The sequence below is a fragment of the Paraburkholderia sp. Ac-20340 genome, assembly GCF_017104965.1.
Taxonomy (GTDB): Bacteria; Pseudomonadota; Gammaproteobacteria; order Burkholderiales; family Burkholderiaceae; genus Paraburkholderia.
Genome location: NZ_JAAGPR010000001.1, coordinates 430047 through 446397, shown reverse-complemented (window position 1 = coordinate 446397; position 16351 = coordinate 430047). Strand labels below are relative to the sequence as shown.

Sequence of the window (16351 nt, the reverse complement as noted above, 5' to 3'; positions counted from 1 at the left end):
CGGGTCCGGACCTTTTGACTTACTCACCAGGATTGCTATGAAATCACGTGCAGCCGTTGCATTCGGGCCGGGCAAGCCCCTCGAAATCGTCGAGATCGACGTCGAACCGCCCCGCAAGGGCGAAGTGCTGGTGAAGATCACGCATACCGGCGTGTGCCACACCGATGCCTTCACGCTTTCCGGCGATGATCCCGAAGGCCTCTTCCCCGCCGTGCTGGGCCATGAAGGCGCGGGCATCGTTGTCGAAGTGGGCGAAGGCGTCACCAGCGTCAAACCCGGCGATCACGTCATTCCGCTCTACACCGCCGAATGCGGCGAATGCCTGTTCTGCAAGAGCGGCAAGACCAATCTGTGCGTGGCCGTGCGCGCCACCCAGGGCAAGGGCGTGATGCCGGACGGCACGACGCGCTTCAGCTACAACGGCCAGCCGGTCTATCACTACATGGGCTGCTCGACGTTCAGCGAATACACGGTCGTGGCCGAAGTCTCGCTGGCAAAGATCAATCCGGATGCCAATCCGGAACAGGTCTGCCTGCTCGGTTGCGGCGTGACCACGGGTCTGGGCGCGGTGAAGAACACCGCCAAGGTCCAGGAAGGCGATACCGTGGCCGTGTTCGGTCTCGGCGGTATTGGTCTCGCGGTGATCCAGGGCGCGAAGCTCGCGAAAGCCGGCCGCATCATCGCCGTCGACACCAACCCGGGCAAGTTCGAACTCGCGCAGGCCTTTGGCGCGACCGACTGCGTGAACCCGAAGGATCACGAAAAGCCCATCCAGCAAGTGATCGTCGAGATGACGGGCTGGGGCGTGGATCACAGCTTCGAGTGCATCGGCAATGTGAATGTGATGCGTGCGGCGCTGGAATGCGCGCATCGCGGCTGGGGCCAGTCGGTGGTGATCGGCGTGGCGGGCGCGGGCCAGGAAATCTCCACGCGTCCGTTCCAGCTCGTGACCGGCCGCCGCTGGCTGGGCACGGCGTTCGGCGGCGTGAAGGGCCGCTCGCAACTGCCGGGCATGGTCGAAGACGCCATGAGCGGCAAGATCCAGCTTGCACCGTTCGTCACGCACACGAAGGATCTCGCGGGTATCAACGAAGCCTTCGACCTGATGCACGAAGGCAAGTCGATCCGCACCGTGGTTCACTTCTAAGCGTCGCCACGCAAGCCTGCACGCGGCACGTCGTTCGTGCCGCTACCCTTTGCCCACTGTCTTCAGTGACGGTGGGCAAAGCGGCCAACGTTTCCCTCTTTTCATCGCCATATCGATCTGATTGTCCATGCAACGACTGCGGTCGAAATGGGCGATGTCCTGGCAATTTATTTTTCCGCAATTTGATTGATCGCTTTAAAGCATCTTTAAAGCCATTCATTCATCCATGCAGCATAGCGTGTAACAGTGTTTGACAAAGCGCTGCAACACACTCTATTTTTCCTCCGCATTCTTTCATTACCAAATCTTTCCACGGGGAATCTCTAGAGGCCGTTCAGGCTTCATGGGCTTCCCTTTGTCTTTTTATCCGCACTGGCTTTGCTTTTTCATAGGCATCCTGATTAATTTTCACCGCAACAAGTTGTATTAAAAATGTCGGATATAGAAAGTTAATTGTCAGCCGCTGTATGCGCCGACGTGGGACCGTATTGGCTTTTAAAAACGTTCCCTTCCGGCAAACGCGGCTTATCTGCTTGCGGTATTCACCATTCACAGGGACAGATATGAATGCGGACAGCCGTAGTAGCCTCGATCTCAGCCGCCGCGCCCGCCTGCGCCTCGCCGGGACTGGCGCGTTGATCCTGAGCGTATTGATACTGGCGGGATGCGGTGGCGGCGATAGCGGATCAGGCGCCTCGGCCACGGCAATGAAACAGGTGGCCGCCGCGCAGCAAAACGCCAGCGCCAATTCGAATGCCAATCAACCTTATACCGACCCTATCGCCTATTCGCTAAATGCCAAAGACGGCCTGTCCGCCAGCCAGGTCGCGGAAAAAGCCGCCGTCATGCACTACCAATGGAATTCTGGCAAAACCACGATCAATTACACGACCACCACCGGGCATTTGACGGCATCGGATGCCAACGGCAATCCCGAGGCCACCATGTCCTATGTCGCCTATACCGCGCCTTCGACCAACGGTTCGCCGCGCCCCGTCACCTTCATCTATAACGGCGGCCCGGGTTCTTCCTCGATCTGGTTGCGGCTTGGTTCGTTCGCGCCCACGCGTGTCGCCACGCCTGATCCGCTGCTGACGAACTGGCCGAATTTCCCGCTCGTCAATAACACGGAGAGCCTGATCGACACCACGGACATGGTCTTTATCGACCCGCCCGGCACCGGCCTTTCCGAAGCGATCCTGCCGAACACCAACCAGAAGTTCTGGGGCTGCGATACCGATGTGGACGTGATGCGCGACTTTATCCTGCGCTATCTGGCCGCGAATAACCGCAGCAGTTCGCCGATCTATCTCTACGGCGAATCGTACGGAACGCCACGCACCGACATGCTCGCGCTCGCGCTGGAAACCGCGGGCGTGCAACTGAGCGGCATCGTGCTGCAATCGGCCATTCTCAACTATTTCGCCGATGCGATCGAAGCCACGGCCATCACGGATTCCACGGCCGGTCTGCAACTCGATACCGATACGCTAGCGGGCTATTACCCCGGTTATGCGGAAGTGGCGGCGTATTTCAATCAGGTTTCGCCGCCTTTGATCGATCAGGGACTATTCGCGCTGCAATCGGAAATCTTCGCAACGGGCCAGTACAACCACTTCAAGAAATACTCGCAGACGTGGGTACTCAGCCAGCTAGGCATTCCCGACGCACTCGGCACGCCCGTTTTGCCGCCGGCGCGCACGCTGGATTCGTGGCGCTGGCCGTCGAGTCTCTCGCAGCAGGCTTTGCAGGGCTATTTCAACGTGAATGGGTTCAACTACTCGTTGATCCCGGGCACCACGATTGGCCGCTATGACGGACGCGTTTCGCTGCCGAATTCCGATCCGCGTTTGCAGGCCGATGGCGATCCATCGGACATCCTGATTTCGCAGCCGTTCACGACTGCGCTGGCCACGCAATTGCCGGATTATCTCGGCTACAGCGCGCCTAACGCGACGTATATGCCGCTGAACGACAGCATTATCGAAGTCTGGGACTTCTCGCACGACGGCCAGCCACTGCCCGATACCCTGCCCGATCTGCTCGGCGCGATCACGCTCAATCCGCAATTGAAGGTGCTGTCCGAAAACGGCTATCACGATCTCGCCACGCCGTTCTTCAATACGGAAAAGCAGCTCGCGCGTTTGCAAACCGTAGCGGGATTGAGCGCGAATCTGGAGGTCAACTTCTTCCAGGGCGGACATATGATTTATCTCGACGATGTCGCGCGCCCGAAGATGAAAAGCGATCTGATCAAGTACTACGCAGGCCAGCCGATTCCCCAAGCGCTTTCGGTGTGGACGCTGCCTTCGCCGTGGCCCGACGAAGACCCCGCCGGTTCGACCACGGCGATTGCACAAACTTCCGCACAACGTTAATCACGGCATACGCACGCGCGGCCCGGCACCAGCGGCCGCACAACGAATCGATGCAACCCTCTGAATGCGAGTGATCATGTATCTATCCGACAAGCTCTGGCGTATCGCGCCGCTCATCGTGGGATTCGCCGTGATCGGCACGGCGCAGGCAGCAACTCAATCCGTCGCGCCGGTCCAGTTGCCCAAGGGCGGCCATGGCGTGGACGGACCGTTCTTCCCGACGAACCGTCCGCAAGCCGTAACGCCCTCGACAGGCACGCAATTGCAGCAGGAAGCGCAAAAGCGCATTGAAGCCCGCCTTGGCGCGAATACCGTGTTGAGCGATGGCGCGACCGTGAGCAAGACCCAGGCGCAGACCAACGGCCTGGGTTTCATTGCGCAGCATTTCGATCAGATCGATACGGCGCACACGGGCCGCGTATCGATCAACGACGTGCGCCAATATCTGCAAAAGCAGCAACAGCAGTGATGTAAAACCGTAACGCAAAAAAATGGCCTCACCGTCGGGTGAGGCCATTTCGCACTGGGTATCAGGTCGCTTATTGCAACACACGCGCCGGCAGCAGCTTGCCTTCCCAAAGCAACGCAGCAGTCTTGACGAACAGCAGTCCAATCACGCCATTCGCAGCAGCAAACAGAGCGAATGCGAGTTCATGTTCCCAGAGCGGACCACCATGCTGGGCGATGAGCATCGCGAGCGTCGGCAGTGCGGCCACGCCGAAGCTGAAGGCCCAGTACGAAGGTGCAAAAGCCTGAGCACGAATCCACGGCAGCAGACGCAGCAACAGAAGCGCCTGATACAGACCGTAGCCCAGCAGCGCGTAGGCCACGAATCCTGCTGCGCCCGCCAGCGACACGTGCATGCTGTTCATGATCGCCATCCATGCGACACCGCCTACCACCGGCGGCGCAAGTTGCACGCCGAAGGTCGGACGCAGTGCCGGCGCAGTCGGTGCGGCCAGCGCGGCGCGATTAAGCAGCTTCGATTCGATGGCAAGCCACGACAGCGCGCCGCTACCGAAGAACATCAGCGCCAGTTCGGGCAAATCGAACGACGCTGCCGTTGCTGCTGCCACGAAACCGGCCGCCACCGTCGGCAGATAAATTGCGGGCGTGACGAGTTCCGCGTTACGTCCGCCTTGCCAGAGCCGCCCGTGCAACATCACGCCAACGCCGATCTGCGCCACCGCGCCCGCCACGAACAACGCCAGACCGAGATCGTGCGACCAGAGCTTGAGCGCCTGCGCGGCCAGCATCGTCGAAACCGGCGCCAGCGCGACGAAGGACGATTGAACTTCGTGCTGCCATTCCTTGCGCGCCGCCTCGCGATGGGCGACCCACTTGAGCGCGTACATCGCCATCACGGCGGCCCACACCACCAGCCCGAGCACCGTCAGCGCCGATGCCGCAAAAGCCGGCACTTCCCACAGCTTCGCCGCCACCCGCCATGCGCCGCCCAGTGCCAGCGTCCCGACTGCGATGCCGAAAAAGCCAGCCGGCATCGGTTCATGTTTTGTCATCCATGCGTACATGACATCACTCCCGAAACTTGAGGCAGCGAAGGCCGCCGTCGATGGAGTGACTTTATGCGCGGGCGGGCGCGGCGCGAATGCCGGGCCGTTTCAACAACATGCCCGATCGTCTCATGCGTATTTCCGTTCGCGCCCCGAGCCGACTCACCCAAACGTGAACGTATAAACCCGCGCCCCCGCGTCGAGAAAGCGGATCTCGAATGTTTTGTCCCCAATCGCGCCGCGCTGGCGCACCAGTTGATAGAGCCGCGCGCTGGTCACGACGCCCGTGCCATCGGCGGCAACATCGGCGCCATGTGCAGCGCCCGGCGGCCTTCCGTCGATGGTGATGCGAAAGCGCACCGGCTTCCCATCCGCGGAAGGCGCCACCACCAGGTGCAGATCGCGCGCATGAAAGCGATACGCCACGCCCGCCTGCGCAGCCGCCGGGACCGCCGATTCCGCGCCAATCGTCCAGCGTCCGTCGAGCGCCCACGCGTTGAGCGGCAGATCGGCGGGCAGCGTGTAACTCGCGGCCGTATCGGCCTGCAACGATTGCGGCGAAGCGAAACCGCGTCCTTCGCGATAACCCAGATACGTTTCGCCGGAGCCGGTATCGGCAAGATCCGCCGGAGCCTGCGCGCCGCTCGCGTTCGCTTGCGGCGCAGCATGGGCATCGGCATCGGCTTGAGCGGCACGGCCGTTTTCAGCCAGCAGTTGCTGGATCGCCTGTTCGGCCTGTGCGTAGCCGCCCTCGCCGAAGTGGTGATAACGCACCTTGCCTTGCGCATCGACGATATAAAACGCCGGCCAGTACGCATTGCCGAAGGCATTCCAGATGCGATAGTCGTTATCGAGCGCCACCGGATAGTGAATGTTCAGATCCGCCAACGCGCGCTTCACGTTGCCTTGATCGTGCTCGAAACCGAATTCAGGCGTATGCACGCCGACCACCACCAGCCCGTCGTGCTGATAACGCTGCGCCCACGTCTTCAGATACGGCAGCGTGCGCAGACAGTTAATGCACGAGTACGTCCAGAAGTTGACCACCACGACCTTGCCGCGCAACGACTGCGGTGTGAGCGGCGCCGAATTCAACCACGCCGATGCCCCATCGAGCGACGGCAACGTGCCTTGCACCGGCAGCGAAACACCCTCATTCGAAGGCGCCGATGCCGAAACCCGCACGATATGCGCTGCATTCGCGCGCTGCGTCTGCTGCGCGACGCTGGGCCTGACACTGCGCTTTACAACAGGGTGAGCCACCGGCGCACTCAAGCGCTGCGTCAAGCGGCTTTCCAGATCCTGCGTCGGCGAACCGGGCAAATGCACCAGCACGCGCGTATCGAGCCCGAATGCAATCGCGCCCACGGTCACCAGCACGAGCGCGCCCAACGCGCGGCGCACATGCTCGCCGACACCGAGCGAACGCTTGAGCGCGTCCATCGCCCGCTTGCCGAGACTCGCCACGATCGCCAGCGAGCAAGCCGCCCCCACCGCATACGCGCCAAGCGCCGCCCAGGTCTGCCAGCTCACGCCATGGCGCACCGCGCCCGTGAGGATCAAACCGAGGATCGGCCCGGCACAAGGCGCCCACAGCAATCCCGTCGCCGCGCCGAGCAACAGCGCCGAACCGATCTGCCCCGCAGCGCCTTGCGCATTCGAGCGCGTCATGAAGCGATCGGCAAGACCCGTCAGCGGCTGCGCGAGCCGGGTGGCCAGCGCGGGCAACAACAAGGCCGCGCCGAACACCGCAAAGAGCGCCAGCGCTACATAACGCCCGTACTGGCTCAACTGCGCTGCGCCATCGAGCCCCGCCGCGCCCAGCCCGGTGAGCAGCGCGAAGGTGCCCGCAAGCCCGATCAGCATCGGCAGGCGGCCGGTGACGAACGGCTGCTCCGAACGCGCGAAAACAAACGGCACGACCGGCAGGATGCACGGACTGAGTACGGTGAACGCACCGCCAATGAAGGCAACCACGAGCAGTAACATGAGACGGTCTCCAGACAGATCCACATCGAAATCAGGGGGGGCGATTCGGCAAATTCGGAAGCAACGCGACGCCCCTGCCATGAACCGTATTTCAATGTCCTGATGTATCGGAGGCATGTCGGGAAACCGCGTGCAGCGCATCGTCATGTGTCGCGCAGCGGATGGGACACATGCGGATACACACGGTCCAGGACAGCCAGGGAACTCGGGACATGAAGCCGACGTTTTGTATCGCCGTGTATCCGCCACTCACGGCGACACACTGCGTTGCAAAGGTCACGGGGACGGGACATGTAGCAGATACGTGTGCGCGGTCCAATAGGCTCGCATCCCAACCCTTCATGGAGATTCCGTCATGTTCGAACGCCTCAAGATTGCCGCCGTCGCCACGGCGCTGGCCGCCACTGCCGCCTATGCCGTATTCGCTTCGACTGCCAGCCCCGCCGCCACCGAACCCGCTGCCGTGCAGAACGGCGCACCCGCGCCCGACTTCACCGGCATCAACACCTGGATCAACAGCCAGCCGCTCGATCTGAAACAATTGCGCGGCAAGGTCGTGCTGGTCGAGTTCTGGACTTTCGATTGCATCAATTGCGCGCATACCGTGCCTTATGTGAAGGAGTGGTATTCGCGCTATCGCGACAAGGGTCTCGTGGTGGTCGGCGTGCATACGCCTGAACTGCCGTTCGAACGCAATACCGACAATCTGAAGAAAGCCGTCCAGCGCTTCGGCATTCAGTATCCGGTTGCGCAGGACAATTCGTATGCCACCTGGAATGCCTATAACAACCAGTATTGGCCCGCGCTTTATCTGATCGACAAGAATGGCAAGCTGGTCTACAGCCATTTTGGCGAAGGCAATTACGATGAAACCGAGCAGACGATTCGCACCCTGCTGGGAACCGATGCGAAGCAAGGTTAATCGCCAGGAAATAAAAAGACCGGATTCCTCAGGAGTCCGGTCGATAAAAAAGCGCGCCATTTAAAAAATGGCGCGCTTTGCTTTTGTTGCGGAGACAACTTACAGATGCGTCACCTGCAAGATCGCTTCGGCGAATGCTTTCGGCGCTTCCTGCGGCAGGTTATGACCGATCCCGCCAGTCAGATTGCGATGCAGATACTTGCCGGTGAACTTCTTTGCATAGGCTGCGGGGTCCGGGTGCGGCGCGCCGTTCGCGTCGCCTTCCATCGTGATGGTCGGCACGGAAATCGTCGGACCGGTGGCCAGACGCTGCTCAATGGCATCGAGGCGCGCTTCGCCCTGTGCCAGCCCCAGACGCCAGCGGTAGTTATGAATGACCACCGCCACGTGATCCGGGTTCTGGAACGACGCGGCGCTGCGTTCATAGGTGGCATCGTCGAAATTCCATTTGGGCGAGGCCAGTTGCCAGATCAGCTTGTTGAAGGCATCGCGGTTCGCCGCGTAGCCTTGCGCGCCGCGCTCGGTCGAGAAATAGAACTGATACCACCACTGGAATTCGGCCTTCGGCGGCAGCGGATTCTTGTTCGCTGCCTGGCTGCCGATCAGATAACCGCTCACGGAAACCAGCGCCTTCACGCGTTCGGGCCACAGCGCGGCGATACAACCGGCCGTGCGACCGCCCCAATCGTAGCCGCCCAAAATGGCCTGATCGATTTTCAGCGCGTCCATGAGCGCGACGATATCGACGGCCGTGACGGCCTGCTGGCCATTGCGCGGCGTGTCGGCAGACAGAAAGCGCGTCGATCCATAGCCGCGCAGATACGGCACGATCACGCGATAACCGGCGGCCGCGAGCATCGGCGCGACTTCGACGAAGCTGTAAATGTCGTACGGCCAGCCATGCAGCAGGATCACCGGCTGACCGTTCGTCGGACCGGCTTGCGCGTAGCCCACATTCAGCACGCCCGCATCGATCTGCTGGATCGGCCCGAACGACACGCCGCTGCCCGTGCGCGTGTTCGACGCGGCGCCGTCCTGGGACTGCGCGTGGGCCAGACTGCTCAGGCCCAGGTCCGCGAGGCTCAGGCTCGCCAACGTAGTGCCGAGTATCCGACGACGCCGGACATTGACGGGATCTGACATGACGCTTTTCTCCTTGTTGATCGACAGGTACGAGGCGACATCGGGATGACTCGGCCTCGTCAAACAGGCAGCCGGCGGGCTGCAGGGCATTTATATCGGAAGCGGGCAGACGCCATGTATCCCAATGTGTCTGCCCGCTTTACGTACACACAGCGAATCAAAATTGCCGCGCCTGCACGGGTTTCATGCGCGGTTTCATGCGTGGCTTCAATCAAGCACGCGGATCGACCGGCGACGCAGGCACGCCACGCGCTTCGATATCCCGGCCCGCAAGCAGGCACAGATCTTCGCGATGATGCGCAGCGACAATCTGCACGCCCACCGGCACGCCGTTCACGAGGCCCGTCGTCACGGCGAGGCCCGGCAGGCCCACGGCCGGCAGCGCACGCAGCGTCAGTTGCGCTTCCCAGACCCGATCGAAACCGTCCTTGCCCTGCATGTCGAGGTCGCTGGCAAACGGCAACTCGCTCGACACCGGCATGAGCACGACCGCGTATTGATCGAGAAAGAGCCGCCATTGGCGCGCGAGCGTCGTGCGCCGCACGAGCGACTGGCTGATGACATCGGCGGGCAGGCGGCGCACTTTCTCGCGCGCCGCCGCGATGACCGCCGCCGCGCCCGGATCGCCATCCTTTTCCACTGCGCTGGCAAGCGCGTCGAAACCATCGCCCAGCCACAGCCGCTCCTGAAGCTGCGCGGCTTCGCGTATGGACGGCACATCGTCGATTTCCTCGACTTGCCAGCCCGCGTCGCGCAGACGATTTGCGGCGTCGCGCAGCGCGTCTTCGACTTCCTTCACCGTATTCAGGCCGCCAGGACGCACGCACAGCGCCGCGCGACGCGGCACTTCGCGCCCTTCCACGGGCAGCGCCACGTACCACGGGTCGCGCAGATCCGGCGCGGCCAGCGCCACCAGCCCGAGGCGCAGATCTTCGATAGTGCGGCCCATCGGTCCCGCCGCCGACATCAGTTGCGCGCCGATCGCCCGTTCCGGCGACGAAGCATTGAACGCCGGCACGCGGCCGAGCGTCGGACGCAAGCCGTGCACGCCGCACGCATAAGCCGGATAGCGCACCGACCCGCCGATATCCGTGCCCAAAGCCAGTTGCCCGATGCCCGCCGCAACGGCAGCCGCGCCGCCACCGCTCGATCCGCCCGGCGTCAGCGACGGATCGCGCGGATTGAGCGTGCGGCCATGCACCTGATTCGAGGTGAACCAGCGCAGCGCGAAGGTGGGCGAATTGGTGCGCCCGAGCAATACCGCGCCCGCACGCACGAGGTTATCGACGGCGGGACTATTGAATTCGGCGATCAGGTTTTGCTGGGCGCGCAGACCGTTGGTGGTCGCAAAGCCCGCCTGATCGACGTTGATCTTGGTGGTGACCGGCACGCCTGCGAGCGGCCCCGGATCTTCGCCTCGCGCGATAGCCTGATCGACGGCATCGGCCTGTTTCAACACTTCTTGCGGATGGACGGCCACGACCGCATTGATGATGGGATTCACCGCATCGAGCCGCGCAAGCGCCGATTCCGCTGCTTCGCGCGCCGAGACTTCACGCGACCTGATATGTCTTGCCAGTTCAGCTGCCGTCAATTGCCAGAGTTCAGACATGAATCCTCCGTGATGTATGACTGAAATGAATGACTGAAGCCTTGCGTTCACAGGTGGTGAGCTCCCGGCTTCGGGTTCGTGGAAGCGATTGAAGCAGCCGCATGTATCTGGATTGTGTCCAGCGCGCGTTCGCTTCGGGCCGCGTGGGCCTGACGCCGCGCGGGCGGCCGGGTTTGTGTCTCTATGTATCTGCGCGTTGCCCAGATACAGGGAATTGCAATACGGCACGTTGGCGAAACATGCCAGATACGTCCGCTGGTTTTAATACGTCAACGCCGCAGACAACGCTTCAAGCCGTGAACAAGGACGGCCTGGCAGGTCGATCAAGCGGTCGTCCTTTTCTCACTTTCTCATCTACTGATTCAAGGAGAACGTCATGCAAGTTTCGAAGATCGCTCTGGCTTTTGCCGCAGGTGCCACACTCGTTGCCGCTTCCGCTTCGTTCGCAGCCGTGCCTGCATCGGCCGATACCGCCACGCAGGCAGCAGCACAAGCGCAAGCGTGGACGCCGGTTCAGCAAAACGCCAACGCAAAGATCACCCGCGCCCAGGTGCGTCAGGAACTCGTGAATGCCGAACAGAACGGCCAACTCGACGCCCTGCGCAATCTCTATCGCGGTAGCTGATTCACCGCGCGAATCAATTCAGTTTGCATAGCGCTTTAACCAGGCGATCAAACAGACTATCAATCTACCCGGAAATCATCATGAGCCACGCAGAACAAGTCCTTTATACCGGCAAGACCCACACCACCGGCGGTCGCGACGGCGCCGCCCGCAGCGACGATGGCCGCCTCGAGGTCAAGCTCGCGCCGCCTGGAGCGAGCGCGCCGGGCACCAACCCGGAACAGATGTTCGGCGCGGGCTGGTCGGCCTGTTTCATTGGGGCGATGGGATTGGCGGCCGGGCGCCTGAAGGTGGCGCTGCCGCGCGAAACGGCGGTCGATGCGGAAATCGACCTTGTGAAAAGCGACGACGCCTATTCGCTGCGCGCGCGTCTGAACGTGAGTCTGCCGGGCGTGGAACGCGAAGTGGCGCAGCGTCTCGTGGAAATGGCGCACCAGACCTGCCCGTATTCGAAGGCCACGCGCGGCAATATCGATGTGGAAATTACGGTAGTTGAAGCGTAAGCGAATCAGTTTCCAATCAGTGCGCGCCGCCTTTCGTACGGAATCCGTATCGAAAGGCGGCGCGTATTATTGCCGATCAGGCATTGCTCGACCGTCCAGACCTCCAGCAGCGCTGGAAATATGATGCAGCATTTACTGCGCCGCGCTATCGAGCAGATACGCGTCGTACACCACCGCATTGCCTAGCCGCATCGCGTAACCCACGGCCATCGCGCGATTGAGCCACGCATATTTCTTCGACGACGTTTCGAAGTTCATATAAAGCCGGAAGTAATACTTCGAAGGGTCGACAGGTTTGCCTTTGGCAACATCGGCGAGCACATCGGCGGGACCGTAACGCATGCCGCGCGTCTGCAGATAGACGTATTCGCCGTCGTCCATCTTCAGCAGATAGCGCGTGTCGATCATCGCCACGCCGTCTTTCGTCACGACCTGCCAATCCGCGCCGTTGTTGAGAATTTCGCCCTTCACGAGCGGCCCTTCCACGTGTCCACCCGTGATCGGAATGATGCGGCGTTTGCCCGCATCGTTGCTCGCGCCGAGTTCCCAGATCGGCGCAGTCAGATCGACACTGAAGCGGCCCATATAAGTCAGATGCGGCTTGGGCGGATCGAAGGTGACGTTGGGTGTGTCGGCTTCGGCAGCGAGCGACTGGCCCACGCACAAGGTCACGAACGCAGAGGCGAACAGACGCCGGAATAACTTGTTCATTCGGTATCCTTTGTAATCAATTACAGCAATGCCGGTGTGATATGCGGCAATGGCGCAGCGCAACCCGCTTCGACCAATGCCAGACGATGCGCGAACGCCGCCAGCGGATAGTCGAAGAAAAAGCGCGCGGTCTCGCGCTTCTGGGCGTAAAAGGGATCGTCGCTAACCGTGTGCTCCGGCGACGATGCCAACCGCAACGTGCGCGTCCAGGCGAACGCCAGCAGCAGCCAGCCGATCAGCGCGAGATAATCGTCAGCGACACGGTAGGCGGTTTCGGAATCTTCGGCATGATGGCGCGCGACGCGATGGGTGACGCGCTCCACGTCGTCGGCCAGCGCGCCGAGTCGCGCACCGCCTTCGCTCTGCTGTGCTTCTGCGCGCACATGTGCGAGCAAGAGCGCCAGAGCCGCCTGATCGTCGGCGAGTATCTTGCGAATCAGCAGATCGATCGCCTGAATCTCGTTCGTGCCTTCATAAAGCATGCTCACGCGACTATCGCGCAACGTTTGCTCGATGCCATATTCGTGGATATACCCGTAACCGCCAAACACCTGCAGCGCATTCGACGCGGCCGCGAAACCATTGGCCGTAAAAAACGCTTTCGCAACCGGCGTAAGCAGCGAAGCCAGCCGCTGCGCTTCGCCACGCGCAACAGGATCGGCGTGATGTGCGGAAATATCGAGCCAATGCGCAATCCAATAGCCGATCGCGCGCTCGCCTTCGACCATCGCCCGCAATTCCATCAAAATGCGCCGCATGGCCGGATGAAACGCAATAGGCGCGGGCCGCTGCGGGTCATGGTCCGCATTCGGCGGCGCGCTGATCGCACGCATCTGCACGCGTTCCTGCGCATAGTCCGATGCACGCTGCCACGCCGTATGCGCGTGACCGACACCCTGCATCGCCACCTGCAGGCGCGCCGCATTCATCATCACGAACAGGCACGCGAGGCCGCGATGCGCCTCGCCCACCAGCCAGCCGTGCGCATTTTCGAATCGCATCGTGCAGGTGGGACTCGCCTTGAGCCCGAGCTTTTTTTCGATGCCTTCGCAATGCACGCCATTGCGTGTTCGTCCATCGTCCAGCCACGCGGGCACGACAAAGAGCGATAGACCTTTGGTGCCCGCAGGCGCATCGGGCAAACGCGCGAGCACGAGATGAACGATGTTGTCGGTCAGGTCGTGCTCGCCGCCGGTGATAAAAAGCTTCGTGCCGTCGATGCGGTAACGTTCGCCATCCGCATCGGATACATCAAGCACGGCGCGTGTTCGCAGCAACGCGAGGTCGCTGCCCGCCTGCGGCTCGGTGAGGCACATCGTCGTGAGCCACGCGCCGCTTGCGACCTTCGGCAGCCAGTCACGTTGGATGCGCGCGCAACCATATGCGGCGAGACAGGCCGTCGCGCCATGCGTGAGCCCCGGCGACATCAGCCAGGCGTGATTCGCGCCCGCGAGCATTTCCTGCAAGGCCACGTCGAGCAGTTGCGGCAAGCCCTGACCGCCGCGCTCGACATCAAGCGCGAGCGTTGGCCAGCCCGCTTCCACATACGCCGCGTAAGACTCGCGAAAACCCGCCGGCATCGTCACTTCGCCGTGCTCGAAGCGACAGCCTTCGGTGTCGCCGCTCGCGTTGAGCGGTGCGACGCGCTCCTGCACGAAGCGCGCCGCTTCTTCGAGCACCTGCTGCGCGGTCTGCGCATCCAGATCGGCCCATGCGGGCACTTCGCGCCACCATGCGGCGGCGTCCAGCCATTCGGCGATCACGAAGCGCATATCGCGCAACGGCGCCCGATACGTCGATGTCATGAGACGTTTTCCTGCCGCGCAACGGCAACGTTACGCGGCGCCGAAAGCAGCACATCGGGATCATCGGCATCGGGCGCGTGCATCGCTTCGACCAGCGCATTGCGATGTTGCAGCACCGCACGCTGATTGATCGAGCCTTTATCCGTGACCTCGCCCAGATCGAGCGATGGCGGCACTGCCAGCAAACGCAGACGCGCGATATACGTTGCGCTGCCCGTAGCGCTCGCATTCAATCGCGCAACCAGCGCCGCGAAGAACGCACGCACGGCAGGCGCGGCGAGCACGTCTGCTGCGCTCGCCTGATTGCCGGACCCCGCGAGCTTGCGACACGCATCGAGGCGCGGAAAGATCATCACGCCCACATCGTCGCGATTCATGCCGGTGATGACAGCGTCCTGCACATACGGCGCGCCTTCGCTGATGATGCGCGCGCGCATCGGCCCGACGCTCACGAAGGTGCCCGACGCCAGTTTGAAGTCCTCGGCGATGCGGCCATCGAAGGCCAGACCCAGTTCCGGCTGCTGCGGATCGACAAAGCGCACGGCGTCGCCGGTGCGGTAATAACCCTCTTCGTCGAACACGTCTTTGGCATGCTCGGGCAGCGCGCGCCAATACCCGCTCATCACGTTCGGGCCGCGAAAACGCACTTCCAGCTTGCCATCCACCGGCGCGATCTTGGCCAGACATCCCGGCGCAGGCAGGCCGATATAACCGGCGCGCGCCACCGGCCCCGTGGTGAACAGACACGAGGGCGCCGTCTCCGTCATGCCCAGCCCCGCCATGATGCGAATGCGCTCGCCGCAATGCGCGAGCGTCACGCGTTCGAGCCGCTCCCACGCCGCCTGCGAAAGCCCCGCACCCGCGAAGAAATACATCTTCACACGCGAGAAAAAACGCTCGCGCAGCGCGGCATCGGTTTCGAGCGCGACGGTCAGTTCTTCCCAGCCTTTGGGCACGTTGAAATAGATCGTCGGCGCAATGTCACGCAGATTGCGCAGCGTTTCCTCAAACTTGCCAGGCACGGGCTTGCCATCGTCGATATAAAGCGTGCCGCCGTTATACAGCGCGATGCCCACGTTATGACTGCCGCCGAAGGTGTGATTCCACGGTAGCCAGTCCACCAGCACGGGCGCTTCGATGCCGAATTGCGGGAACGTCTCCAGCAGCATCTGCTGATTCGCGCAAAGCATGCGGTGCGTGGTGGGCACGGCTTTGGGCAAGCGCGTCGATCCTGAAGTGAAGAGAAACTTGGCGATGGTGTCGCCGTCGATTGCCGCGTGCGCAGCGTCGGCGCCTTGCGGCGGCGTGTCGAGCAGCGCCGCAAAACGCGTGACGGGCGCACTTGGGCGTTGCGAAGGCGCGGCGCTCACCCGTTCGACATCGGCGGGTAGCACAGTGTCCAGTGCTTGCGCGTAAGCGTCGATATCGTCGGCGAAAACGAGGCCCGGCGTGAGCAGTTCCAGCACATGGCGCAGCTTGCCGTAATCGCCCGAAAACAGCGAATAGGCCGGCGAAATGGGCGCATACGGAATGCCCGCCCACATCGCGCCAAACGCCATCTGCAGATGTTCGATGCCGTTGCCCGAAAGAATCGCAACGGGCCGCGCCGCGCTCAGGCCGCGCTGCAGCAGCGCCGCACCGATCGCGCGCGCCTGTTCGAGCATCTGCGCGTAGGTGACGCCCTGCCATGCGCCGTTTGCGTCGCGCCGTGCAACGAGCAGGCGGTCGGGGTGGTCGAGCGCGCCGCGCTCCAGACGGTCGGTGAAGCGCTCGGGATAGGCGCCCAGCGGCTCGCCCGCCTCCAGATACCAGCACTCGCCGCGCCGCTCGATACGCGGCGAGACGGAACCGATGGCCACGCCCCGGCATCCGGGTGCGCCGCCTGCGTGGTTGTGGTCCGATACCAAAACCTGTCTCCTGGTTGTTCCAGCTTTGTCCTGCTAGTCCTGATTATCCCGGTTGGGACGCCGCTCGTGCTTTTTGTCTCTGCGGGTATCCGCGA

13 protein-coding genes are annotated in these 16351 nt (G+C 62.3%); 6 read left to right on the top strand and 7 right to left on the bottom strand.

What is annotated here, in order from left to right:
* Positions 1-37 precede the first annotated feature (37 nt).
* The 3 genes from G3N59_RS02135 to G3N59_RS02125 all read left to right on the top strand — a co-directional run bounded on the left by G3N59_RS02135 (position 38) and on the right by G3N59_RS02125 (position 3994).
* Entirely contained in the window at positions 38-1147 is a 1110-nt protein-coding gene (locus G3N59_RS02135; RefSeq protein ID WP_205980860.1) for an S-(hydroxymethyl)glutathione dehydrogenase/class III alcohol dehydrogenase, read from the top strand.
* A 563-nt stretch (positions 1148-1710) separates the two neighbouring features.
* Positions 1711-3525 carry a peptidase S10 gene (locus G3N59_RS02130; RefSeq protein ID WP_205980858.1) on the top strand — a complete coding sequence of 605 codons (1815 nt, stop codon included), beginning with the start codon at positions 1711-1713 and terminating at the stop codon, positions 3523-3525.
* Positions 3526-3601: 76 nt separating this feature from the next.
* Positions 3602-3994: a 2-oxoglutarate dehydrogenase gene (locus G3N59_RS02125; RefSeq protein WP_205980857.1), complete on the top strand. Its 393-nt coding sequence runs from the start codon at positions 3602-3604 to the stop codon at positions 3992-3994.
* A gap of 70 nt (positions 3995-4064) precedes the next feature.
* Here G3N59_RS02125 and tehA read toward each other — a convergent pair whose 3' ends face one another.
* Positions 4065-5045, bottom strand: coding sequence for a dicarboxylate transporter/tellurite-resistance protein TehA (gene tehA / locus G3N59_RS02120; RefSeq protein WP_205980856.1), 981 nt, complete (start codon positions 5043-5045; stop codon positions 4065-4067).
* Positions 5046-5201: 156 nt separating this feature from the next.
* A complete protein-coding gene (locus tag G3N59_RS02115) occupies positions 5202-7028 on the bottom strand; it encodes a cytochrome c biogenesis protein DipZ (RefSeq protein WP_205980855.1) in 1827 nt (608 codons plus the stop codon).
* Positions 7029-7383: 355 nt separating this feature from the next.
* Here G3N59_RS02115 and G3N59_RS02110 point away from each other — a divergent pair, with 355 nt between their 5' ends.
* The gene (locus G3N59_RS02110; protein ID WP_205980854.1) at positions 7384-7950 is read left to right on the top strand and encodes a thioredoxin family protein; all 567 of its coding nucleotides are present in this window, start codon (positions 7384-7386) and stop codon (positions 7948-7950) included.
* A gap of 99 nt (positions 7951-8049) precedes the next feature.
* Here G3N59_RS02110 and G3N59_RS02105 read toward each other — a convergent pair whose 3' ends face one another.
* Together G3N59_RS02105 and G3N59_RS02100 are read right to left on the bottom strand one after the other, a co-directional pair.
* Positions 8050-9093, bottom strand: a complete 1044-nt coding sequence (locus G3N59_RS02105; protein WP_205980853.1) for an alpha/beta hydrolase — start codon at positions 9091-9093, stop codon at positions 8050-8052.
* 211 nt (positions 9094-9304) lie between these two features.
* Positions 9305-10705, bottom strand: coding sequence for an amidase family protein (locus G3N59_RS02100; protein ID WP_205980852.1), 1401 nt, complete (start codon positions 10703-10705; stop codon positions 9305-9307).
* Positions 10706-11081: 376 nt separating this feature from the next.
* Here G3N59_RS02100 and G3N59_RS02095 point away from each other — a divergent pair, with 376 nt between their 5' ends.
* Both G3N59_RS02095 and G3N59_RS02090 read left to right on the top strand, forming a co-directional pair.
* Positions 11082-11330: a DUF4148 domain-containing protein gene (locus G3N59_RS02095; RefSeq protein ID WP_205980851.1), complete on the top strand. Its 249-nt coding sequence runs from the start codon at positions 11082-11084 to the stop codon at positions 11328-11330.
* A gap of 80 nt (positions 11331-11410) precedes the next feature.
* The gene (locus tag G3N59_RS02090) at positions 11411-11833 is read left to right on the top strand and encodes an organic hydroperoxide resistance protein (protein WP_205980850.1); all 423 of its coding nucleotides are present in this window, start codon (positions 11411-11413) and stop codon (positions 11831-11833) included.
* 132 nt (positions 11834-11965) lie between these two features.
* On the opposite strand, the gene G3N59_RS02085 is transcribed toward G3N59_RS02090, so the two are convergent.
* The 3 genes from G3N59_RS02085 to G3N59_RS02075 are packed head-to-tail and all read right to left on the bottom strand — an operon-like array spanning position 11966 to position 16256.
* A complete protein-coding gene (locus tag G3N59_RS02085) occupies positions 11966-12544 on the bottom strand; it encodes a DUF3237 domain-containing protein (RefSeq protein WP_205980848.1) in 579 nt (192 codons plus the stop codon).
* A 20-nt stretch (positions 12545-12564) separates the two neighbouring features.
* Positions 12565-14349 carry an acyl-CoA dehydrogenase gene (locus G3N59_RS02080; protein WP_205980847.1) on the bottom strand — a complete coding sequence of 595 codons (1785 nt, stop codon included), beginning with the start codon at positions 14347-14349 and terminating at the stop codon, positions 12565-12567.
* Positions 14346-16256: a feruloyl-CoA synthase gene (locus G3N59_RS02075; protein WP_205980845.1), complete on the bottom strand. Its 1911-nt coding sequence runs from the start codon at positions 16254-16256 to the stop codon at positions 14346-14348. Before G3N59_RS02075 ends, G3N59_RS02080 begins: the two co-directional genes overlap by 4 nt.
* Positions 16257-16351: the final 95 nt, after the last annotated feature.